Annotated in this window: 18 protein-coding genes and 2 pseudogenes; 13 read left to right on the top strand and 7 right to left on the bottom strand. The window is 69.0% G+C overall.

Translation table 11 applies throughout. The features are described 5' to 3' along the window. On the bottom strand, positions 1–561 hold a 561-nt coding region (locus tag AB0L29_RS33150; protein WP_365832650.1), incomplete at its 3' end, for an MFS transporter. 71 nt (positions 562–632) lie between these two features. On the opposite strand from AB0L29_RS33150, the pseudogene AB0L29_RS33145 reads away from it, so the two are divergent. Next, positions 633–1,409 (top strand): annotated as a pseudogene (locus AB0L29_RS33145) (DeoR/GlpR family DNA-binding transcription regulator). Positions 1,410–1,661: 252 nt separating this feature from the next. Here AB0L29_RS33145 and AB0L29_RS33140 read toward each other — a convergent pair. The 4 genes and pseudogenes from AB0L29_RS33140 to AB0L29_RS33125 all read right to left on the bottom strand — a co-directional run bounded on the left by AB0L29_RS33140 (position 1,662) and on the right by AB0L29_RS33125 (position 6,595). Further along, positions 1,662–2,126, bottom strand: a complete 465-nt coding sequence (locus AB0L29_RS33140) for a RidA family protein (RefSeq protein ID WP_365832648.1) — start codon at positions 2,124–2,126, stop codon at positions 1,662–1,664. Next, positions 2,123–3,528 (bottom strand): annotated as a pseudogene (locus AB0L29_RS33135) (amino acid permease). The gene AB0L29_RS33140 and the pseudogene AB0L29_RS33135 overlap by 4 nt, the downstream one beginning before the upstream one ends. Positions 3,529–3,579: 51 nt before the next feature. Further along, positions 3,580–4,767, bottom strand: a complete 1,188-nt coding sequence (locus tag AB0L29_RS33130) for an ArgE/DapE family deacylase (RefSeq protein WP_365832646.1) — start codon at positions 4,765–4,767, stop codon at positions 3,580–3,582. A 676-nt stretch (positions 4,768–5,443) separates the two neighbouring features. Next, on the bottom strand, positions 5,444–6,595 hold the full coding sequence (locus tag AB0L29_RS33125; protein WP_365832644.1) for a diaminopropionate ammonia-lyase: 1,152 nt from the start codon (positions 6,593–6,595) through the stop codon (positions 5,444–5,446). Positions 6,596–6,688: 93 nt separating this feature from the next. Between AB0L29_RS33125 and AB0L29_RS33120 the strand changes: the two genes are divergently transcribed. The 4 genes from AB0L29_RS33120 to AB0L29_RS33105 all read left to right on the top strand — a co-directional run bounded on the left by AB0L29_RS33120 (position 6,689) and on the right by AB0L29_RS33105 (position 9,467). Then, entirely contained in the window at positions 6,689–7,624 is a 936-nt protein-coding gene (locus AB0L29_RS33120; RefSeq protein WP_365832642.1) for a LysR substrate-binding domain-containing protein, read from the top strand. 318 nt (positions 7,625–7,942) lie between these two features. After that, entirely contained in the window at positions 7,943–8,467 is a 525-nt protein-coding gene (locus tag AB0L29_RS33115) for a winged helix-turn-helix domain-containing protein (RefSeq protein WP_365832640.1), read from the top strand. A 95-nt stretch (positions 8,468–8,562) separates the two neighbouring features. After that, positions 8,563–8,979, top strand: coding sequence for a transposase family protein (locus tag AB0L29_RS33110; RefSeq protein WP_365832638.1), 417 nt, complete (start codon positions 8,563–8,565; stop codon positions 8,977–8,979). Next, positions 8,952–9,467, top strand: a complete 516-nt coding sequence (locus tag AB0L29_RS33105; RefSeq protein ID WP_365832636.1) for a hypothetical protein — start codon at positions 8,952–8,954, stop codon at positions 9,465–9,467. Before AB0L29_RS33110 ends, AB0L29_RS33105 begins: the two co-directional genes overlap by 28 nt. Before the next feature lie 1,106 nt (positions 9,468–10,573). Here AB0L29_RS33105 and AB0L29_RS33100 read toward each other — a convergent pair. Together AB0L29_RS33100 and AB0L29_RS33095 are read right to left on the bottom strand one after the other, a co-directional pair. After that, positions 10,574–11,212 (bottom strand): TetR family transcriptional regulator, encoded by a 639-nt coding sequence (locus AB0L29_RS33100; RefSeq protein ID WP_365832634.1) that lies wholly within the window; start codon positions 11,210–11,212, stop codon positions 10,574–10,576. Between the two features lie 203 nt (positions 11,213–11,415). Next, positions 11,416–12,840 carry a choice-of-anchor Q domain-containing protein gene (locus AB0L29_RS33095; protein WP_365832632.1) on the bottom strand — a complete coding sequence of 475 codons (1,425 nt, stop codon included), beginning with the start codon at positions 12,838–12,840 and terminating at the stop codon, positions 11,416–11,418. Between the two features lie 649 nt (positions 12,841–13,489). Here AB0L29_RS33095 and AB0L29_RS33090 point away from each other — a divergent pair. From AB0L29_RS33090 to AB0L29_RS33055, 8 genes are all read left to right on the top strand, one after another. Further along, positions 13,490–14,203: a GntR family transcriptional regulator gene (locus AB0L29_RS33090; protein ID WP_365832630.1), complete on the top strand. Its 714-nt coding sequence runs from the start codon at positions 13,490–13,492 to the stop codon at positions 14,201–14,203. Continuing rightward, positions 14,200–15,405, top strand: a complete 1,206-nt coding sequence (locus AB0L29_RS33085; protein WP_365832628.1) for a hypothetical protein — start codon at positions 14,200–14,202, stop codon at positions 15,403–15,405. The genes AB0L29_RS33090 and AB0L29_RS33085 overlap by 4 nt, the downstream gene beginning before the upstream one ends. Beyond that, on the top strand, positions 15,402–16,343 hold the full coding sequence (locus AB0L29_RS33080) for an ABC transporter permease (RefSeq protein WP_365832626.1): 942 nt from the start codon (positions 15,402–15,404) through the stop codon (positions 16,341–16,343). The genes AB0L29_RS33085 and AB0L29_RS33080 overlap by 4 nt, the downstream gene beginning before the upstream one ends. Before the next feature lie 11 nt (positions 16,344–16,354). Beyond that, entirely contained in the window at positions 16,355–17,227 is an 873-nt protein-coding gene (locus AB0L29_RS33075; protein ID WP_365832623.1) for an ABC transporter permease, read from the top strand. A 160-nt stretch (positions 17,228–17,387) separates the two neighbouring features. Continuing rightward, the gene (locus AB0L29_RS33070; protein WP_365832621.1) at positions 17,388–18,947 is read left to right on the top strand and encodes an ABC transporter substrate-binding protein; all 1,560 of its coding nucleotides are present in this window, start codon (positions 17,388–17,390) and stop codon (positions 18,945–18,947) included. A 9-nt stretch (positions 18,948–18,956) separates the two neighbouring features. Continuing rightward, entirely contained in the window at positions 18,957–20,891 is a 1,935-nt protein-coding gene (locus AB0L29_RS33065) for an ABC transporter ATP-binding protein (protein ID WP_365832619.1), read from the top strand. After that, a complete protein-coding gene (locus tag AB0L29_RS33060) occupies positions 20,879–22,042 on the top strand; it encodes an enolase C-terminal domain-like protein (protein ID WP_365832617.1) in 1,164 nt (387 codons plus the stop codon). The genes AB0L29_RS33065 and AB0L29_RS33060 overlap by 13 nt, the downstream gene beginning before the upstream one ends. Continuing rightward, positions 22,039–22,893 carry an SDR family oxidoreductase gene (locus tag AB0L29_RS33055; RefSeq protein WP_365832615.1) on the top strand — a complete coding sequence of 285 codons (855 nt, stop codon included), beginning with the start codon at positions 22,039–22,041 and terminating at the stop codon, positions 22,891–22,893. The genes AB0L29_RS33060 and AB0L29_RS33055 overlap by 4 nt, the downstream gene beginning before the upstream one ends. Position 22,894: the final 1 nt, after the last annotated feature.

The raw sequence follows: 22,894 nt of genomic DNA, 5'->3' as shown, positions 1-22,894 counted from the left end.
CGGCACAGCGGGTAGGAGGCCACGGGCTGGCACCAGGGCGACGACGACGCCGATGCCCGCGGCCGTGGCCAGTGTCATGGCCGGGCCCCAGCCGATGTCGATGGCCGCGGCGCCGGCAAGTGCGGCCAGGACACCGCCGACGGAGAACGTGGCGTGGAAGGCCGACATGACGGGCCGCCGGTATGCCTTTTCCACCTGTACGGCGTGTGCGTTCATGCTGACGTCCAGGGTGCCGTTTCCGAATCCGAGGGCCAGCAGGGCTGCTCCGAGGGCCCACGGCTCTCGGGCGAGACCGGGCAATACCAGGGTCGCGCTGCACAGTACGCCGGCCAGGGGAACGACGGTGCGTGTGCCCAGCCGGTCGGACAGACGGCCACCGACCTGCATGCCGGCAAAGGCTCCGGCGCCCAGCAGCACGAGAAAGCCCCCCAGGGTCGCGTGACTGATGCCCACGTGTTCCTCGATGGCCGGGATCTGCACCACCCACATGCCCAGCAACGTGCCGTTGAGGATGAAATAGACGAATGTCGCAGCACGAGCCACGCGTGGCTTTCTCTCCATGCCGGACACTATAACGAACAACCAGCCTGATCGACACAGCCTTTTTCGAACACTGTTGTTGTTTGGAAGGGGTGGTGCTGAGTGACGGTACGAGCACCGCGGAACGCCACTGTCTGATCGTCCAGGCCGTCCAGGAGGCGGGAACGGCCACGGTCGCCGAGCTCACCGACCTGACGGGCGCCTCGGAGATGACCATCCGCCGCGATTTCGATCACCTGGCCGCGCAAGGTGTCCTCGAACGGTTCCGCGGCGGCGCCCGCACCCTGCTGCTACGGGGAGACGCCCCCCTTCGCGCTGCGCGCCCATGAAGCCGTCGACGCAAACGCCCGATCGCGGCCGAGGTGGCCTCACTCATCGCCGACGGCGAGACCGTCCCGCTGGACAGCGGCACGGCCTGCCTGGAAGTCGCACGCCTGCCGCGCGGACGGCAGGTCACCGTGATGCCTCTGTCGCTGCAGGCCATCAGCGTCCTCAGCGACACTCCCAAACCGACCTCACTCCTGGCTCCCGGGGGTCGACCCCGCGCCGGCGAGGGATCCCTCACCGGCCCCCTCACCCTCGCCTCCTTGTCGGCGCTGCGCTTCGACACCGCCGTCCTGGGCTGCTGCGGCCTGACCGCCGCCGACGGCATGACCGCCTACGACCTCGACGAAGCAGCAGTGAAGAAAGCGGTGATCTCCTCGGCGCGCCCCATCATCGCCGCCACCGATGGCACCAAACTCGGCCGGACCGCGCACGCCTACGTCGGCCCCTCCAGCCTCGTATACATCCTTGTCACCGACACCACCGCACCCAACGACGAGACCACCGCACTCGAGAACAGCGGCACCACTGTCAAGACCGTCTGAGGCACCTGAGGCTTCGCACCATCGACCCTGCACCCTGTCCGGTTTCGGCAGCTGTCCGGACACTGCCCGAAACCCTGAACGATCGCCGTCCGCAGTGGTGAACAGAACAGGTGTCCCTCCTGCATCAGGCACTGGCGTGGACCGACCTGCGCAGCCGCCTCGAGCCTGACGGGCGACGGCTCGCACGGTCACGCCCAGCTGGTGATCCGTCTGGGTTACGGGACGGCGGTCCCGCGTCACAGTCCCGCCTCCTCAGTCGGACAGCTCTACCTGAATTTCGATCTCGACGGGAGCGTTGAGGGGGAGGATCGTGACGCCGACCGCGCTACGGGCGTGGAGGCCTCTGTCTCCGAGGACTTCGCCGAGCAGTTCGCTGGCCCCGTTGACGACGCCGGGTTGGCCAGTGAAGTCCGGTGCGGAGGCGACGTATCCGACGACCTTGACGACGCGGGCGATGCGATCGAGGTCGCCGACCAGCTGCTTGACAGCGGCCAAGGCGTTCAAAACACAGGCGCGAGCGAGGTGCTTGGCCTGTTCTGGGGTGACCTCCGCACCGACTTTTCCGGTCAGTGGCAGCGCGCCGTCGACGAGAGGGAGCTGACCGGAGGTGTGGATGTGGCGGCCGGACTGGACAGCGGGGACGTACACGGCCAGCGGGGTGGCCACCTGGGGCAGAGACAGGCCCAGGCTATGGAGGTTCTTCTCCACGGTGCTCATGTATACGCCTTTCGGGTGAGGATGCGGTAGCCGACGCTGAGTGCGGCGAACCAGACGGCCCAGACGTACAGTGCCGTGCGGGTGTCGGCGTCCATGGCGATGAGGATTACGACGAAGAGGAGCGCGGCGATGGCGATCCAGTTGGTGACGGGGGCGCCTGGCATCCGGAAGTCGGTGGCGGGCAGGAGCCCGGCGCGGACCTTGCTGCGGTAGCGCAGGTGGGCGGTGAGGATCATGCTCCAGGTCCACAGACCTGCACAGGTGCCGACGGCCGTGATGTAGATGAATGCCTTGTCCGGGGAGACCACATTGACAATGACGCCGATACCCATAACCGAGGTGGACAGCGCCAGGGCGGCAAGCGGGAGCTGGCGTCCGCTGAGCTTCTTTATGGCGGCTGGAGCTTCTCCGTTCACTGCCAGGCCACGGAGCATCCGGCCGGTGGAGTAGATGCCCGAGTTGCAGGAGGACAGGGCTGCGGTCAGAACGACAAAATTCATAATGCCGGCAGCGCCGGGGATGCCGACCTTGGCGAAGACCTGCACGAAAGGGCTGACGCCGGGGGCGTACTCGGTCCAGGACAGGACGGACAGGACGACGACCAGCGCGCCGACGTAAAAGATGGCGATGCGGAGGGGCAAGGTATTGATCGCCTTGCGCAGAGTCTGCTTGGGGTTTTCCGCCTCGCCTGCGGTGACGCCGACAAGTTCGACGCCGAGGTAGGCGAAGATCACTCCCTGCATGGCTAGCAGTGACTGCCAGACGCCGTGGGGTGCGAAGCCGCCGTCTGCCCACAGGTGGGTGATGGAGGCGGTGTCTCCAGCGGCGGAGAACCCGAAGGTGATTACGCCGAAGCCGATCACAAGCATCGCAATGATCGCCACCACCTTGATTGCGGCAAACCAGAATTCCAACTCGCCGAAGAGCTTGACGGAGACGAGGTTGGCGATGAAGAGAATGGCAAGGGCAGCGGCAGCCGTGGTCCATACAGGTATCGAGGGCCACCAATAGGCGATGTAGTGGCCCGCGGCGGTCACTTCAGCCATGCAGGCGGAGACCCACACCGCCCAGTACGACCATCCGGTGACGAAGCCTGCGAACGGGCTGAGGAACTCGCGTGCGTAGTCGGGAAGCTGCCGGAAGTGGGGCGGTAGGTGAGCAGTTCGCCCAGGGCCCGCATGATGAAGAAGACAACAATTCCGGCCCCGGTGTAGCAGGCGATCAGGCTCGGGCCGATGGAGGCAATGCCGGCGCCGGCCCCGTAGAAGAGGCCGACGCCGATGGCTCCGCCGATCGCCATCATCTGGACCTGGCGGGCGCTGAGGCCGCGCTGGTAGCCCTCGTCGGACGCGCTGTGGGCGGCTGGACTGCCGCCGGAGTGCTGGTCAACCTGAGTGGTCATGGTGAGGCACCTTTCATCCCTGCCGAGCTCCGGGCGGGTCCGGTCGAGGACTCAGGAACAGAAGTCGGCGATGGTGGCGGTGAGGATGTCGGTGAGGCGATCCAACGAGGCGAGGTCGACGTATTCCGTGGCCGCGTGTGCGCCCTCGCCGTCAACGCCAAAGAGCAGGCAAGGGATGCCAGCCTGGTCGAGGAGGGCGCAGTCGGTCCAGAAGGGCTCGGCGCGCACTGTGGGCGGGTGGCCAAGAGCGTGTTCGGCGTGCCGGGTGAGGGTACGCACGATCGGGGCTTCGGGATCGGCTTCGAAGGGGGCGCGGTGCAGGCCGCGGATCAGTCGGTAACGGAAGTCGGGGACCGTTGCGGCGAGATGGTCGAGGACCTCGGTCAGCTCCCGCTCGACGCTGCTGGCACTCTCTCCGGGGACGGTGCGGCGCTCCAGGGTGATGCTGCAGTTTGCTGGGTAGGTGGAAGGTTCCTGACCGCCGTGTATGACCGAGGCGTGCACGGTGCCGGTGCCCAGGAGGGGGTGTGCCGGGCCCTGCGCCAGGCGCTGTCCGAGTTCTTCCAAAGCAACCAGGAAGTGCCCGGCCTTGGTGACGGCGTCAATGCCAAGGTCGGGCCGTGAACCGTGAGCGGCACGGCCCTCGATCTCTACATCGAACCAGGCGAAACCCTTGTGGGCGAGGGTGACTTCGAGGTGGCTGGGCTCGATGACGATTGCCGCGTCGGCGGTGAAGGACTCCAGCACTTCCGCAGTGCCGAAGCTGCCGTACTCCTCGTCGGCGACACAGGCGAGGATGACATCGCCGCGCAGCGGGCCGCGGGCGGTGGCACGGGTTGCGGCGACCATCATGGCCGCGATGCCGCCCTTCATGTCGAAGGCGCCGCGGCCATACATCTTTCCGCCATGGATCTGCGGGTCGAGTGGGTTGCCGTCGTAGTCGGCGAGGCTGACGGTGTCGAGGTGCCCGTTGAGCATGAGGGATTGACCACCGCCGGTCCCGCGGGCGATCGCGACGAGCGAGGGCCGACCAGGGCGCTTCTCCAGTCGGTGCACCTCAAAGCCGCGGGCGGCCAGCCAATCCCCGCAGAAGTCGGCGATGGCGGCCTCGCCGGCGCCGCCGAGCACGAGATCGGGGTTGACCGAATCGATGGAGATCAACCTGGCCAGCAGGCGGCCGGAGTCCGGGTCAAGGGGATCGGCGGTGGCCCCTGAGGTCGCGGGAAGCTCGGGAAGCATAGGGAACCTTTCGAAATTCTAGATTCTGGCCGGAACGGGACGGTGTGGCGCTCACGGACGTGGCGGTGCTTGCTGAGCACCGTGCCCCAGCCGCCTCAGATCGGTCTAGCGAAGGTTTCCGAGCAATAGCCATCGGATTTTCCGACTGATTTTCCTTGCACTACGCAAGGACTGCCGGTGGCGGTACTTGCAGTCAAGACCACGGCCAACAGGAGACAGTGGACAAGCCACCACCGACGATCAATGCGGCGAGGTAAGGGTGCTTGGGGACAGGGTGCCTTGCCGGGCATACGATCTCGTCGCAGCAATGGCGGTGGTCTCGAAGCCGATGAATCAGAATGGAAGAGGCCAAAACCGTGGACGGCGTGGTTCACCGCCCCGCCACTGGAGAAGTCGCCCCGTCTCGCGACGGCTCCGGGCGGACACAGGCCCAGCCTCGGAGGGCTGGAGAGTGAGGGTCGGTTGCCAAGGGCTGCTGCAAGCATCAGGACTTGTGCCCGCCCGGGCAGCGGCTGCGGCATCGCAGTGCTGTCGCAGCGCCTGGACGCCGCAAGGCATCAAGTAGGCCAAGCCCGGTTCGCAGGGGGCACGGTTCAGTAAATCCTGGATGCCCAGCGCGACTGTAAAGTGCCCCTTTGGTCCAAACAGTCTGCCGGGTGTCGGGCAAGGGCGTTGTTCACCACTCGGCCCCTTCCAAACCCGAGCGTTCGTCCATGACGACGGATTGCGGATTGGCGTCCGCTCCCTCGGTGCTCAACAGCACGACCACCGACGTCGCATCGAGCCCCAGTGCCGTACGCCGCTCTTGAGCGTCCGTGCCGGTGAGCACGGCGCGCAGACCGGCGAGCGTGGCGGCTCCGCAGGGACCTGAGGAGATCCCGAGGGCGGCAAGATCGCCAATCGCGCGGGCACTGTCGGCGTCAGTGACAGCAACCGCGGCGTCCAGGCCGCCGTACAGGTACGGCCAGGCGATACTCGAAGGCGTGCCGCAGTTCAGTCCGGCCATGGCGGTCTTTCCCGTGGCAACGCTTACGGGCTCACCGAGAGTGAGGCTTTCAAGGACGCAGGCCGCGGCCTCGGGTTCCACCGATAGCAGCGCCGGCGCCCGCTCGGAGGATCGGCTGCGGTAATGGGTTACGACGGCCTGAGCCAGTGACCCCACGCCAACAGGCACGGCGACAAGATCAGGCCCTTCAAGGAGTCCTGCGGCTCTCAGTTGGTCGTCGATTTCGGCGCAGAGGGTGGAATAGCCCTCGACGATCCATCCCGGGATTTGCTCATACCCCTGCCAGGCGGTGTCCTGGACCAGCACCGAGTCCTGCCCCGTGGCAGCCTCCGCAGCCAGGCGTACGGCCTCGTCATACGGCCCCGGGACTTCGGTGACCTTCGCCTCTTCGGCGACGATGGCGGCCACGGCTTGCGGATGTACGCCCCGCGGGACGAAGACGTGGGCCTGCTCTCCGAGCAGGCGTGCCGTGCGGGCCACCGCCCGCCCGTGGTTACCGTCGGTTGCGGTCACTAGGGTTACCGGACCCGCCGCTGTACCGCTTGAGACCCGCTCGGCGAGAATGCGGTGGATCGCCCATGATGCACCCAGTGCTTTGAACGCGGGCAGGCCCAAGCGGGACGATTCGTCCTTGATGAAGACCCGGCCGACCCTCAGCTCGGCGGCGATCGATGGAGCTTCAGTCAGGGGAGTGAGTGTGTAGTTGGGCAGCGCGGCGTGGAACTTGCGCACCTCGGCGGGTGCGGGACGGCACCGCCAGGTGCGGGCGCCGGACCGGATGAACCACGGCAGCTCAGAGGGGAAAGAAGGGTTCTCAGACACGCGATCAGGGTCCGATGTCCTCCCTCGATCGGTCCAGCGAAACTTTATTACCTATACTCATCGGAAAAACCGACGAATCCAGCTAGGCCTCTGATGTTTGACCTTCACCGGCTACGCCTCCTGCGCGAACTCAAGCACCGCGGCACTCTCGCTGCCGTGGCCGCCGCCCTGTCCTATGCGCCCTCCTCCGTCTCCCAACAACTCTCCCAGCTGGAGGCCGAAGTCGGTCTCCAGCTGTTGGAACCCGTAGGACGGCGGGTGCGGCTGACCGCGCAGGCCGAAATCCTCGTCGCCCACACCGAAGCGGTCCTGGAACGCTTGGAGCGCGCCGAGGCTGACATCGCTTCCTCCTTGACCGAGCTGACCGGCACCCTACGCATCGCTTCGTTCCAGACAGCCGCCCTGACTCTGGTCCCGAGCGCGCTCGGACTGCTGCGCGACCGCCACCCGCATTTGCGTGTCCACGTCACACACATGGAACCGGAGGAGGCGCTGTCAGCTCTCCAAGCCCGCGACTTCGACCTGATCCTCGCCGAGGAATACCCCGGCACCCGTAACCCACGGCCTGCTGGACTCGAACAGCAGGACCTGCTGGACGATCCACTGCACCTCGCCCTGCCTCGCCTCGCCGGTCCAGAGACCGACAACCCCATGGCGGCACTTCGCTCACTTGCAGACCACCCCTGGGTGATGGAACCTAAAGGCACACCAGCCCGGAACTGGGCTATGTCCCTGTGCCGGGATGCCGGCTTTGAACCCGACGTACGGTTCGAGACCACCGATCTCCTGCTCCACCAGCGTCTCGTGGAGCAGCAACTTGCCGCAGCCTTCCTCCCCGGTCTTGTCTGGAGCGGGCAGCCCTCGACGATTGGCCTGCGGCAACTTCCTCGCGGCCAGCGCACGCGTCGCGTCTTCACCGTCGTACGATCCGGCAGCGGTCAACACCCGGCCATCCTCGCGTGCCGGGACGCTCTGCATCGAGCGGTCACCCTGTGCTCACGGCAGACATCGGCGGAGCACACAAACTGATAGCGCCGCTTGCGAAGGGAGCGGCCTGTGATCCGACGCGCTGCCCGATGCGTTTCATCACGCCTGCTGGTCGGATAGTGGAGTGAGTGATCTTGTCAGGGAGCCAGGACCGGCTGTCCGCCTGCGCTTGGACGAGAAAAGAATGTCTGGCTGTGCACCGTGCGTCCGGATGGCTTTACCCATGTCACGCCCGTCTGGTTCGTCTGCTTACTGACCTTCAAAGCGTGGTGTCGGAGGGCTGACGGCTCATGATCCCTGCGGTATCCCGAGTACGTAAGGTATGCCCAGGGCGGTGGCTTGGCCGAGGAACGTCGGTTCTTGCGTGGGAAGTTGCGGTTGGAGGCGGCCGAGCGGTTCCGGCACGGCGACGAGAACACGGTGATCGCGCACGACCTGCGTGTCAGCGTCCGGTCGGTGCAGCGCCGGGGCAAGGCCTGGTCCCGCGGTGGGCCGAGGAGCCTGGCCTCGAAGGGGCCGGCATCACTGGCGCTGCTGAGCGAGGACCTGTTCGCCGTGCTGGAGCGTGAGCTGCTCAAGGGCCCGGTGGCGCACGGCTGGCCGGAGCAGGCCTGGACCCTGTCGCGGATCAAGACGCTGATCGGGCGCCGGTTCCACAAGAGCTACACCGTGCAAGGGGTGGCAGCCCTGCTCAAGCGGCATGGCTGGAGCTGCCCGGTCCCCGCCCGCCGCGCGATCGAGCGGGACGAGAACGTGGTGGCCGGCTGGGTGAAGGAGACCTGGCCGAGCGTGGAAGAACCGTGGCGGCGCTCGACGCCTGGCTCGTCTTCGAGGACGAAGCCCGGTTTCTCGATGGGCTCTGTCAAGATTTCCGTGAAACGGTAACGGAGAGTCATGCTGGGCTGGCATGCACGGACTGTGCTGCGCTGCGCCGGTGACGCGCCGGTCGGGGCAGCGGGACGCTGCGATGGTGTGAGGGGATGTTGCAGCAGTTCCTTCCATACCTGGCCGCGGTGCTGGTGGAGCAGGTGCAGGTGTTGGAGGACGAGGTACTGATCGTCGCGCGGCCCCGGGACGGCACGGCCGTGCCCTGCCCCGGCTGCGGTACGCCGACCCGGCGAGTCCATAGCCGCTACCGGCGGCGTCTGGCCGATGCTGCCCTGGGCGGGCGTCCGGTCGTCATCGACCTGTGTGTCCGGCGCTTGTTCTGCGATACCGCTCGCTGCGCTCGCCGAACCTTCGTCGAGCAAGTAGCGGGGTTGACCGTGAGATACGGGCGCCGCACGGCCGCCCTCGCCGAGATCGTGCAGGTGCTCGCTCTGGCACTGGCGGGGCGGGCCGGCGCCCGGCTCGCGGTCGTTCTTCGCGCGTGTCCGGCGGAACCAATGACTCGGTGATGCGGCATGCCCTGGACCCGGTATTCCGGTGGCTCGGCCAGGCCGTGACCATATTCAGTCCGGTCGACGGTGCTCCGGCCTCATCGCTCGCCCACGACCTGCTCGAACTGCTGCTGGCCGATCGCACGACCATGAGCGACAGGGAACTCGGCGATCTCTACGACCGGGCGCTCCAGGGAACGCGGCTGCTGATGGACATGCGCCACCCCCACCTGGTGTCGGCCGTGCACGCCCTTCTCACGGCCTTCGGCCAGGACAGGGGACGAGTCCCCGGCGACGCACACGACGACGTCCTGCAGTTTCTGGCACAGCTCATCCAGCTCATGTTCGGTGACAGCGAGAGGGCACAACCATTGCCGGTGACCGTCTTCGATGCACTGTCCCATGCGCTGGCATCCCACCGACCCTTGGTGCACGCCCTCATATCGGCGGAAGACCGGGCCCTGATTGCGCGCCACCACGATCCGGCCACCGGCCCGCCGGAGTGAGCAGGCGGGCCGACGGCCAGCGAGGCAGTCGGTTGGCGACCCCGGTTACTTCGCCCGCCCGAAGCCTACATTTGTCCCGGCTGGTTTCGCTGAGGCGTATGCGCTCTACGCACTTCGAGCGACAGGTGCATCGAACCTCAGCCCGTTTCAGTCGATTTGCTTCTACCTCAAGGCGCCCCGGTCATCCGGCTCCGGCCCCGCATGTGCCGGACGAGATCACATCCAGCCCGGGAGCGCGGCACACGAAACCAGGAACGACCATGAATAGCGCAGCGTCGGAGTACTGCTACTTCACCAGTAGGTGCGGGTCACCACCGAGGCCATCACCAGAGCGGCCGCCGGCTCCCTCGCCACTCCCCGGACGGTGCTCCTGGGCCACTACGACGCCGCAGGCCGCCTGCAATACACCGGCCGCAGCACCCGCTGCCGTCCACTGCGGGGACGCGGCGGCCCTCCTGCGGCACGGTGATCCGGCGTGAGTGGCGGGCCAGGACCTTGTCGGCGATGGAGTCGTTCAGACCGGCTGCGAGGGCGCGGTCGCGTGGTCACCGTGCGGTCCGCCGGCAAAGGGTGGTTCCGGTTGCTGCCGCAGCGCTCCACCGCCGAAGCGGTCCCCCTGCCGCCGCGGCTGCCCTGGTTCCCGCAGCACCGGAGGCGCGTGCGGGGGCGGCGCTTACTCTTCGCCGGTACGCGCCGCCCTCGCACTTCACTCCCCAGTCAGGCGCCGTCTGCCCAGGGCCGGGGCGCTCACACGCCCCCGACCCGGGCCCGGACCTCGCGGATTGATGGGACTGGACCTTCCCCGGTGAATCTCCGACTCAGGCCACCAGGAAGCTTTGTTTAAATCAACGCTCCGGCGGCTGCAAGCCGACAAAAAATCGCAATCCATCTGACTGCCACTGCAGGAAGCAGCTTTCTGGCCATGACGTGGACCCGAATCTCGGTATCCGGATTGCCTGAAGCCCTCCGGGCTTCAGGCAAAGGTCGGGATCGAACTCCACGGACCGCTCTCTTTCCAGCCAGCTCATCGGTGCAGGTCGATAAGGACTGGTTTTTGAGCATGACCCCCGGTAAAATCGTCGCGCATTCGTCATCGGCACTCGCCGCTATTGCAACACTTTCAGCACTGCCAGGGAGAGTCGCTTTGCGGTGAGCTGGGGATCCGCGCCGGGAAGGAGAAGATGACTGATGGTCATCCGAACGGCGATGTCCGCCGCCATGTCGATGAGCTCCTCGTCCCGTTCGGGGAAACGCTCCGCGAGCCATGCGCGCAGCAGGCCCTGAGCCGCTTCGAAGATCGGGTCCGCACGTGCGGTGAGGTAGGGCAGCAGGCTGTCGGAGCCCTCCCTGGCAGCCATGACGACAGCCCGTATGAGCGGGTTGCGGTCGGCCTCGGTGAGGACGAAGAAAACAGCCGCCTCCAGAGAGGCACGGGTGTCCGGGAACCCGGGGTAAAGGGCTTGGGCCACGCTTTCCAGGAACTCGCGTGTCTCCCTGACCACCAGGGCACGGCCGAGGCCCGCCCGGTTGCCGAACTCCTTGTAAACCGAAGGGCGGGACACCTCGGCCGCCGCGGCGACGGCCGACAGACTCACCTGGTCCCAGCCCGCGGCACACGCCAGATCGCGTGCGGCGTCCAGTACACGCTGTCGCATGTGCTTACGCCATGCGACGCGTGGCGGATCGGGTACCACCGCACGAGCGTCACGGCCCGCAGTCTCCGTCTTGTTCGTGTGTGCCGCCATGCCGCAAGTCTGGCAGAACCACCCGGGCCGCGGTGACGTGGACGTCTCCACGCCCGGGGCGTGAAAGGCCCGCCACCCGGGGGAGGGGCACCCGGGTGGCGGGAGGGCCGCCACCCGGGCGGGGGGTGCCCGGGTGGCGACGACCCGTCATCCGGGCGGGGGGTGTGCCCAGGTGACGGAGGTCAGGGGTGGGATGCGGGTCGTCAGGAGCGCTTGCGGCGCACCAGGAAGAAGATCGCTCCACCGAGTACCAGCGCCGCGGCGCCAATTCCGAGGGGTACTGTCACGCTGGCTCCGGTTTCGGCCAGCGGTTCGCTGTCACCGTTGGCCCGGGCATCGTTTCCGGTGCCCTGCCCCGTCTCGTCCGAGGGGTTCGTGTTCTGCCCGTCGGCGTCTCCGCCGGTCCCGGTGCCGGGGTTCCGGGAAGAGGTGTCGTCCTTGGTCTCCGCTGTGGGGCCGGCCCCGGGCGCCGTCGCTGTGGGATTGGTGCCGGGAGCCTTTCCGTCCGTGGTAAAGGCGTACGCTCCGCGGTCGGGCGCGTCGGCGGACCGGCGGGCGCCGGTGATGTCCGTGGTGACCTGGGCCATCGGCTTCGCGGAGCCGATGGCCGGAGAGCCCTTGCGTAGCCGGAAGGCGGCTTCGGCGTTGTCGCCGGGCTCAACGATCTTGGGGTCGGCGATGATGTCGTGCGGGCCCTTCACCTCGGGCGCCCGCCCGCCGTAGTAGACGTTGTAGTCGTAGGTGACGTCGACGTTCTTGTGCCGGGAGTTCGTGGCCTGGCCCGGACGGCCGTAGGCGACGTTGTTGAGGATCTTGACGTCCGTGCTGTCGTGGGCGTAGACGTTGGCGTAGCTCTCCATACGGGTGCTGCGGCCGTTGCGGTACGTCGTGTTGTACAGGATGTCCACGTGCTGGCTCTTGAAGGAGTGGATGCCCGAGCCGCCGTTGTTGTAGGACACGTTGTTGGCGACCAGGACCCGTCCCTGGTAGTCGGGACCGCTTTCTCCCGCCTTCGCCTTGTCCTTGAGGGTGTCGATGATGATGCCGTTACCGTCCGAGTAGCACTTGCAGCGCTCCCACTTCACCTTCGTCTCGTTGTCGTGGACGATGTTGTTGGTGACTCGGATCTTGTATGTCCTGCCGTCGCCCCGGTCGATGTCCTGCGCGGCCAGGATCGAGATGCCGCTGGTGGCGAAGACGGTGTACCACGAGGTTGAGTGGACGTGGTTGCGGTCGATCGTCATGTAGTCGGCGCCGCGTGAGCCTATTCCCAGGCCGGGACAGTGGTGGACGGTGTTGCCGATGATGTCGATGTGGTGCGGCCTGGCGCCGGATGACTTGTTCGGCTCGGCCCAGATGCAGTTGCCGTTGTACTTCCCGTGCTTGGTACTGGCGCCCCGCTCGGCCTCGGACAGGGAGATGTCGGCGCTGTTGCCCTTGACCTCCAGTCCGCGGATGACGATGTGCGAGGCCCCGCTGACGCGGATGCCGTTCCACGCGGCGACGGGGTTGATGACGGGGCGGTGCCCCGGATGCGCCTGGAAGGTGATGGGTGCTCCGGCCCGGCCGGAGCGGGAGATCACCATCACGTCCGTACCTCCCGGTCGCTCCCGGTAGGTGCCGTTCATGATGGAGACGGTGTCTCCGGGCGCAGTGCTGTCAGCAGCCTTCTGCAGGGTACGGAAGGCGTCCGCCGGCGACGTCCCCCGATTGCTGTCGGAGCCGCTGGGGCTGACGTAGAACGTACGGGAAGCGGCCTGCGCCGTCTGCGAACCGGTGAGCCCGAAGGGTATCGCTGATCCGAACAGTACTGCTGACACTGCGTATACGCCTGTGCGTTTCATTGCTGCCTTTTCTTTGCGGATGCTCGCGCGAACGTCGCTCCGCCCGGTCTTGAGGGATCGGCGGGGACACCGTTGGTACGCGCAAGACCTCACGAGCGACCGAGGGGGAGGGACACCGCTTCGCACACCTGTAGCTTGAGGGAACAGCACCGGAGGCTTCGCATCCGGCATGGGCAGGCCCCGTCAGGCCCCGGCTCGCGGATCGCGGAGTGTCGGCAGCCCCACGCGTCAGCGGCTGCCCGCCCGCGGCGTCACCCGCCCAAGTTCGTTTTACGGGGAGCGAGTTGCAGGAGTGACGTTGGCAGACTCGCGCTTCAGATGCAAGGCGGTACGAGTTGTCAACGTTCTGACGATCCATCAACTCAGGACAGGATTTCACGAGAATGACACCAGGGGGTTGCGCGTCGGCATCGTGGTATACCAGCATGCCGCCATGCCAAGCATCGAGTACGAAACATCGGGTGCCGCCTCTCCTCCCCCCGTCACGCTGCCCCCCTTGAGGCAGCCGGCCTCCCGCACGGACCGGGTGCGTGACGCGCTGCGGCAGGCGATCCTCGACGGGGCGCTGCCTCCCGGGCGGGCACTGGTGGAGCGTGAACTCGCCGAGATGTACGGCGTTTCGAAGACCCCGGTGCGTGAGGCGCTCAAGCAGTTGCAGTCGACCGGTCTGGTGGAGATCAACGCCTACCAGGGCGTGAGCGTCCGACAACCCGACGACAGACTGGTGCGGGAGCTGTACTCCGCCCGGTGCGCGGCCGAACCCGAAGCCGTGCGGCTGGCCGCCGAGCAGCGCGGAGCCGCGCCGTACCCCGCGGCGCGGCGTGCGCTCGACGAAGCGGCCGCACTGATCGGATCCGGCGAAACGCAAGGCCTGGGCATCGCGAACCGGCGCTTCCACCGGGAGCTGTACACCGCCTGCGACAACAGCTTCCTGTGCGGTTTCCTGGACCAGTTGCAGGACCTGACCGCGTTCGTGGCGGGCCTGGGCTGGCGGCTGCGGGCGACCTTCGAGGAGGAGGCCGCGGAGCACACGGCCATTCTGGAGGCCATGGAACAGGGCGACGCCGACCGGGCCGAACACCTGACCCGTGCCCACATCCGCAAGGCCCAGCGGACCCTGTCCAGCGCGCTCGGGGACGAACGGTGAGAACCGAGATCTTCGCCCACCCGCTGTCGTTCCGCCGCGCGTCCCGGGCGGAGGCCGAGCGGCTGCGGGCCTCGGGGGTGGACCGGGTGCGTCTGGCGTACGCCTACCACGGAGGACGCTGGCTGCTGACGACGAGCGACCCGGCGGCCGTGGTGGACTTCCCCGCCGGCCGCTGGTTCGCCCGGCACGACGACTGCGGCGACGACGGAAGCGGTCTGTCCCTGCCCGTGCTCGGTGACGAGGCGACGGAGGCGACCGCGGCCCTGGTGGCCTCCGGTGTCGCCGTGACCGGCTGGCTGGTGGGTCTGCACCAGTCGGGTCTGGCCACCGCCCGGCCCGACCTGGCCCTGCGCAACGCCTTCGGCCACCCCTATCGGCACGCCCTGTGCCCCGCCCAGCCGGAAGCGGTCCGCTACGCCCGGACCCTGGTCGCCGAGACGGCCGGGCAGCCAGGAGTGAGCGGCCTGGAACTGGAGGCGTTCGGCTACCTGGGCTGGCAGCACCAGAGCGCGCACGACAAGTGCGGGGCGGCGCTGCGGCCGGTGGACCGCTGGCTCCTTTCTCTCTGCTTCTGCTCGGCCTGCGCCACCCGGTTCGCCGGGGCCGGCATCGACGGTGACGAGACGGCCGCCAGGACGCGGGCCGCCGTACTCGCGCAGCTGGCCGATCCACGACCGGCGGGCGGCATCGCGGAGGACGCCGTCACCGCCCTGGGCCAGGACCTGCACGACGCGGTCCTCGCCGTGCGAGCCGAGGTGACCGGCGACCTCGTACGGGCGGCGGCCGAGGCCTCGGGAGAGCTGCCGCTCTCCGTGCGCGCCACCGACGACCCCTACGCGTGCGACGGCAAATCCTCAGGCGACCTGCACGCACTGGCCTCCGCAGCCGGCTCCCTCACGGTCACGAATCTGGCCGGGGACGCCTGCGCTCTGCGACGGGACATCGTCGCGGCCGGACGCACCGGAGCCCAGGTCACGGCCGGCTGGCACCTGGGCGCCGCTCAGACCCACACCGAGGAGGAGCTCCTGGACATCGCCCGGCAGGCCCGCTCGCACGGGGCCGGCTCCCTCGTCCTCTACGCCTATGATCTCGCCCCCGCACCACGGCTGGAGTGGCTGCGCCGCCTGCCGCGGGGCCCGGTGGCCGGTGACCCGGCCACGTACGACAGACAACACGACAGACAAACGGAGCCGGCAAGATGACCGGATACCTGATACGCCGCCTACTCCAGCTGATACCCGTCGTCCTGGTCGTCTCCATGGTGCTGTTCCTCCTGCTGCGCCTGATGCCCGGAGACCCCACCTTGGACATCCTGGGCCAGGAGGCCAGCGCCGAGGACCGGGCAGCACTGCGCACCGACCTCGGCCTGGACGCCCCTCTCTGGAGGCAGTTCACCGACTGGATCAGCGGCATCGTACGCGGAGACCTCGGCGCCTCCTGGCTCACCGGCGAGGAGATCGGCACCGTACTCGGCGAGCGGCTCGCCGCCACGGTCGAACTCGGCCTCATCGCACTGTTCTTCGCCCTCTTCATCGGCATACCCGCCGGCGTCCTCGCCGCGGTGAAGCGACGCACGCCCACCGACACCGCACTCAACTCCGCCGGTCTGCTGGCCCTGTCGGCACCGCACTTCTACCTGGCCGCGCTGCTCATCCTGGTCTTCGGTCTGTGGCTGAAGCTGCTGCCGCCCTCCGGGTACGTGCCGTTCACCGAGGACCCGGTGGAGAACCTGCGGCACATGGTGCTGCCGGCGGTCACCATCGGCTCCACCATCGCCGCCGTCACCATGCGCCAGACCCGCGCCGCCCTGCTGGCCGCGTTCAACGAGGACTACATCCGTACCGCGGAAGCCAGCGGCCTGTCCCGCCGTCGGATCGTCGGCGTCTACGCCCTGCGCAACGCCATCGTCCCCGTCGTGACCGTCGTGGCCCTGCAGATCGGCGCACTGATGAGCGCCACCGTGGTCACCGAGACCGTCTTCACCGTCCCCGGCATGGGCACCCTGATCGTCAACGGCATCTTCAGCCGGGACCTGCCCGTCGTCCAGGGCGCCGTCCTGATGGTCGTGGTCTTCGTCCTCCTGGTGAACCTGCTGGCCGACCTGATCTACGCGTGGCTCGACCCGCGCATCACGTACTGACAGGAGCGACGATGGCCACCGACACCCTCGCCCCGGCCTCGCGCCGCCCGGTCCTCGACCGGTTGCGCCACGACCGCCGCGCCCAACTCGCCCTGCCTGTCCTGTTGCTGCTGGTACTGGCGGCCGCCGCCCGGCCGTTCATGACCGAGCGCATGCGCGCCACCGACACGGACCGTCTCCTCACCGGCCCCAGCGCACAGCACCTGCTGGGCACCGACGAACTCGGCCGGGACATCCTGGCCCGCATCGTCGCCGGAGCACTCGTGACCGTCGAAGTCGCCACCGTCACCGTGGGCGCGGCCCTCGTGGTGGGAACCGTCCTCGGCCTTGTGGCCGGATACCGCGGCGGATGGCTGGACGCCGTCATCATGCGTGTCTCCGACGGGCTGCTCGCCTTCCCGCTGCTCGTACTCGCCCTCACCGTGGTCGCCGCCCTCGGCCCGGGCCTTCGCAACGCGCTCATCGCCATCGCCGTGGTGACCACCCCCCGCTTCGCCCGGGTCGTCCGCGGAGAGGTGCTGTCCCTGCGGACCCGTGAATGGGTCTCGGCCGCGCGCATCGTGGGCGTACCGCAGTCCGCCATCATGCGCCGCCACCTGCTGCCGCACCTGGCCGGCACCCTGCTGGTCTTCGCCGCGCTCCAGGTCTCCACCGCCATCATGGCCGAGGCCGCCCTCAGCTTCCTCGGCCTGAGCGTGCAGCCCCCGCAGCCCAGTTGGGGCGCCATGGTGGCCAGTGGAACCGACCATCTCAGCGCCAACTGGTCGCTGAGCGTCTTCCCCGGCCTGGCCATCCTCATCACGGTCGCCGCGTTCAACATGCTCGCCGACGCCCTGCGCGACGCGCTCGACGCGCACCGGCCGCAGCTGACGCCGCCTCGCTGACCCACTGAGCCGCGCCCTCACCGGCGCGCCGAGCGGCTTCCCTGCTCACCGGCACAAAGGCCACGCCCCGCTGCCCCACACAGCCGCAGCCTCCTTGCGGGCGGTCCCTCTCCGCTCCGCCTCCCCAGCACCCGCAATCCGCACAAGGAAGTGCTCTGCCATGCCCCTTTCCTCCGTCGGCCTGTCACGCCGCGCCGTCCTGGCCGGAGCCGCCGCCACCACCGCCCTCGGCCTCGCCGGATGCGGCGGCTCGGACTCGTCCGGTTCCTCCTCCGGCACCCTCACCGCGGGATTCGACAACGAGCCGGTCACCCTGGACCCGGCGCTGAGCGCCGCCATCTCCTCCGACCGCAACGTGCTGAACCTGTTCTTCGACGCGCTGCTCCGTCAGCGTCCGGACGGGACCTTCGAAGCGGCGCTCGCCACCCGGTGGGACGCCGACGACTCCGCGGTGACCCTCACCCTGCGCCGGGGCGTCGAGTTCCACGACGGGACGGCCTGCGACGCCGAGGCCGTGGTCTTCAACCTGCGCCGGGTGATGGACCCTGCCACCCGCTCCACCAAGGCCGCGGCGCTCGCCAACGTGGCCTCCGTCGAGGCGCCGGACGCCAGGACCGTCAGGATCGCGCTCAAGTCGCCCGACCCGCTCCTGCTCACCCACCTGGCACACGAGGCGGGGATGATCGCCTCCCCCGCCGCCCTGAAGAAGCACGGGGCGGACTTCGGACGCCGGCCCGTCGGCACCGGCCCCTTCACCTTCGCCCAGTGGCGGTCCAAGGTACAGCTGACCGCGAAGCGCAACGACGCCTACTGGGCGAAGGCCGCGGACGGCAGCAGCCTGCCGAAGCTGGACAAGGTCGTCCTGCGCTTCGTCACCGAGGCCAAGGTCCTGCGCGCCGAACTGTCCACCGGCGGCGTCCAGCTGGTACGCGCCCTGCCACCGGAGGAGTACAAGCAGCTCGGCGGCGACAAGCAGGTCGTCATCAAGGACGGAGGGGTGCGCCGCGCCTACTACGTCGCCCTCAACGTCACCAAGGGGCCGTTCAAGGACCCGAAGGTGCGAGCCGCGTTCGCCCGCGCCGTCGATCGCCGCGCGGTGGGCAAGGCGGCCGCCGGTGACGAGTACGACATCGCCCCGTCCTTCGCGACCTCCTCCGACTGGTTCTACGACGACTCCATCGCCCCGCTCCCCCACGACCCCGCCAAGGCGCGCAGCGCCCTGGCGGAGGCCGGATCGCGCGGTGAGGTCCCCATTACCGTCGTCGCCCGCCGCCGGGCTCCCGACCCCACCATCGCCGAACTCCTGCAGAGCCAGCTCACCGCCGCCGGTTTCGCCCCCAAGGCCGAAGTCCTCGAGTTCCAGACGCAACTGGACCGCATGAAGAACCGGGACTTCGACGCCGCACTCCTGGTGATCGACATACCGCGCCTGGACCCGTCGCTGGCGTTCGACCCGTACTTCACCAGCGACGGACCGAACAACTGGTCCGGGCTGGACGACCGCGTCCTCGACGCGCTGCTGGACGAGGCGGCCGGCACCGGCGACAGGCCGGCGCGCAAGCGCGCCTACGCCGATGCGCAGCGCCGCATCATCGACAACAACTACTGGGTCTTCCTGCACCAGGCCAAGTCGCCCCTCATCCACAGCAGCAGGCTCAAGGGCGTCCAGCTCGACGTCGACGGCCAGTGGCGGCTCGCCGAAGCCCGCCTGGACGGGTGAGGACCGGCCATGCCCCTTCTCGAGATCGAAGACCTGAGCGTCACCTTCAACGGCACCCCTCCCAGCCCTCCGGTGCGCGCCGTGGACAGCGTCGACCTGCGTCTGGAAGCCGGCGAGACCCTGGCCGTCGTCGGTGAGTCGGGCTCCGGCAAGACCGTCACCGCCCTGAGCCTGCTCGGGCTCAACCCGCCCGAGCCCGTGTGCACCACCACCGGTTCCCTCCGGCTGGACGGCACCGACCTGCGCACTCTGGACAGCAAACAGTGGCGGTCCGTACGGGGCCGTCGGGTGGCCATGGTCTTCCAGGACCCCGCCTCCGCGCTCAACCCGCTGCTCACCATCGGCACCCAGATCGCCGACGCGGTCCGCGCCCACGAGCGGCTCACCCGCGAACAGGCCCGGCGCCGCGCCGTCGAGGCCCTGGAGCAGGCCCGGATGCCGGATCCGGAGAGCAGGCTGCGGCAGTACCCGCACGAGCTGTCCGGCGGCATGCGGCAGCGCGCCGCCATCGCCCTGGCCATCGCGGCCCGCCCACGGCTGCTGATCGCCGACGAGCCGACGACCGCCCTGGACGTCGCCGTGCAGGCGGAGATCATGGCGATGCTCCGTTCCCTGTGCGTGGACCTCGGCATGGGGCTGATCCTGATCACCCACGACCTCGGTGTGGTCGCCGAACAGGCCGACCGGGTGGCGGTGATGTACGCCGGCCGCGTCGTCGAGAGCGGCCCGGCCGCACACGTCCTGAAGAGTCCGCGGATGCCCTACACCCAGGCGCTGCTCGCGGCCACCCCGCGGCTCGACGCGGCGGCGCGCACCCGTCTGGTGTCCATCGAGGGCCAGCCGCCCCGGCTCCGTGACCGGGCCCCCGGGTGCTCCTTCGCCCCCCGGTGCCCCGTCGCCGTGGCCGACTGCACGACCGGTGTCCCGCCGCTGGCCGTCTTCGACGGCGACCACGCCGCCGCCTGCCTGTTCGCCGACGCCCCGGTGGAGCTGCCCGCCCCGCAGCCGGCACCGGCGGCCGCGAGCGACCCCGGTCCGGCGGTCGCGGCCGCGGACGGGCGACCGCTCGTGGAGTTCGACGCGGTGGACCTGCGGTATCCGGTCCGCGGCGGGGTGCTGCGCCGGGTGACCGGCCACGTCCACGCCGTGCAGGAGGTCAGCCTGCGGGTCGAGGCGGGCGAGACGCTGGCGCTGGTGGGCGAGTCGGGCTCCGGCAAGACCAGCCTCACGAAACTGCTGCTCCGTCTGGAGCGCCCGTCCGGCGGAACCGTCCGCTACGACGGCATCGACGTGACGCGTCCCGGCCCGGCCGGCCTGCGGCGGCTCCAAAGGGAGGTGCAGGTGGTCTTCCAGAACCCGTACGCGAGCCTGGACCCCCGGCTGACCGTCCGGCAGATTCTCGCGGAACCGCTGAACGTGCACGGTCTCGACGCCGACGAGGACACCCTCACGAAACTCCTGCGGGACGTCGGGCTGGACTCCTTCGCCCTGGACCGCTTCCCCTCCGCCTTCTCCGGCGGGCAGCGCCAGCGCATCGCCATCGCCCGGGCCCTGGCCCTGCGTCCCCGGCTGATCGTCTGCGACGAGGCGGTCAGCGCCCTGGACGTGTCGATCCAGGCACAGGTGCTCAACCTGCTCGCCGACCTCCAGGCGGAGCACGGCATGGCCTATTTGTTCATCACCCACGACTTGGCCGTGGTCCGCTCGGTCGCGCACCGCATCGCGGTGATGCGCCACGGCCGGATCGTCGAGGAAGGGACGGCGGAGGAGATCTACGCCGCCCCCGCCCACGAGTACACCCGCGAACTGCTCGCCAGGGCGCCCGGTCGGCACGGCACCCCGGCTGGCACGCCCGCGCGGTCCTCGGCGGCCGGCGACGTCCGGCCGCCCTCCACCACACCGACCTCGCAGAACAAGGAACGGAGCCCACTGTGGCGAAGGTGACCAGGGTCGACCTGACCTCGATCAACACCCCCCGGCACAACAGCATCACCTGCGGCCACATCCTCGTCGAACTCCACACCGACGACGACTCGCTGGCCGGAGTCGGGGAGATGTCCGACCTCCAGCACCTGCCGCGTTTCCACTTCGACGTGCCGGAGCTGGAGGCCACCCTCAACGAGATCCTGGTGGGACTGGACGCCCTCCAGCTCACGGAGGTCGAACGACGCCTGGAGGCCAACTTCCCCCAGGCCGGGTACATCTACGACAAGAGCCGCGCCATCAAGTGCGGGGTCGACATCGCGTTCTGGGACCTGGCGGCCAAGCAGCTCGGGGTCCGGGTGTGCGACCTGCTGGGCGGCGCCGTCCGCGAGTCCGTCCCCATCGCATACCCGATCTTCCGCCAGCAGCACGAGGAGGACGTCGAGCGCAACCTCGCCATGGTGGAGCGGCGCGTCGCGGAGGGCTTCGAGTTCTTCCGGGTGTACGTCGGGCGCCGCCTGGATCTGGACGAGCGGTTCCTGCGCGCGGCCCGCGAACGCTTCGGCGACCGGATCACCATCAAGTCGCTCGACTTCTCCAACCTGCTGGACGCCAAAGCGGCCTGCAACTTCGCCGAGCGGGTCGCCGACGTGGGCTTCGACCTCGTGGAGGCGCCGGCCCCCAACCACGACGTCCGCGGGCTGGTGTACGCGCGCGACCGCCTGCCCGTACCGATCAGTGAGCACGTCTACGGCTTCCGGTGGGCGCTCGACCTGGTCGCCGCCGACGCGGTCGACGTGTTCAACGTCAGTGTCATCGCGATCGGCGGCATCACCCCGGCCCGGCGGATCTTCGCGATCGCCGAGGCGGCCGGGAAGTCGTGCTTGGTCGGAACCACGCAGGAACTGTCCGTCGGTACGGCCGCCGCGGCCCACGTCGCCATGGCGATGCCACCGGTCACCGTGCCCAGTGACCCCGTGGGGCCGTTGCTCTACACCCGGGACGTAGTAACCGAACCGGTGCGCTACACCGGTGGCCGGCTGCACGTGCCGTCGGGCCCCGGTCTGGGCATGCGGCTCGATCCGGAGCTGGTCAAGGCGTCGTCCGGTCCGCTCACCTGGGCCGCCACCAGCGCCGCTGCCGTCGTGGACCGTCAGCAGGCCGCACGGTGACGGGCCGCTTCGACGGGGAGCCCGCAGCGGACGGGCGGTTCGCCGGCCTGGTCGCCCTCGTCACGGGCGGAGCCCGCAACATCGGACTCGCCATCGCCGTCCGGCTGGCCGCCGAAGGCGCCGCCGTCGCCGTCAACGGCCCCGACGTACAGGAGGCGGAAGCGGCGGCGGCGGCGCTGCGGGACCGTGGGGCGCGTGCCGTCGCGTGCCCGGGGGATGTCTCCGACCCGGCGCAGGTCGAGGCCTGCGTCGCCCGTGCCGTCCAGGAACTGGGCGGACTGGACGTGCTGGTCAACAACGCCGCCACTCCGATGCTGGGCCGCGGTCACCTGCTCGACCTCGACCCCGCGGACTGGGACCGCAGCTTCGCCGTCAACGCCCGGGGCACTTTCCTGTGCACCGTCGCCGCGGCCCGGGTCATGCCGGCCGGCGCGGCGATCGTCAACATCTCCTCCGTCGGCGCGACCCGCGCCCACCGTTCGGCGGTCGCCTACGACGCCTCCAAGGGCGCTGTCGAAGCCACCACCAGGGCGACGGCCCTGGAGCTCGCTCCCCTGGGCATCCGCGTCAACGCCGTCGCGCCGGGCCCCGTGGTCAACGACCGCTTCGAGCTGCTGGACGCCGCCCAGAAACGCGCCCGTGCCCAGCCGGTGCCCCTCGGCCGCGTGGGCGACGGTTCCGACGTCGCCGCGGCCGTCGCCTTCCTGGCCTCGGCGGACGCCTCGTTCATCACCGGCCAGGTGCTCACCGTGGACGGCGGGCTGGCGGCCCAGATCAGACCGCCGGGCACCGACCCGGCCCTCGACTCCCCCGCCACCACCTCGGTGCACACCACCACCAACCAGCCCTAAG

The organism is Streptomyces sp. NPDC052701, from assembly GCF_040678355.1.
Taxonomy (GTDB): Bacteria; Actinomycetota; Actinomycetes; order Streptomycetales; family Streptomycetaceae; genus Streptomyces.
The sequence above is the reverse complement of the archived record's forward strand: the minus strand, read 5'-3'. Positions and strand labels throughout refer to the sequence as shown.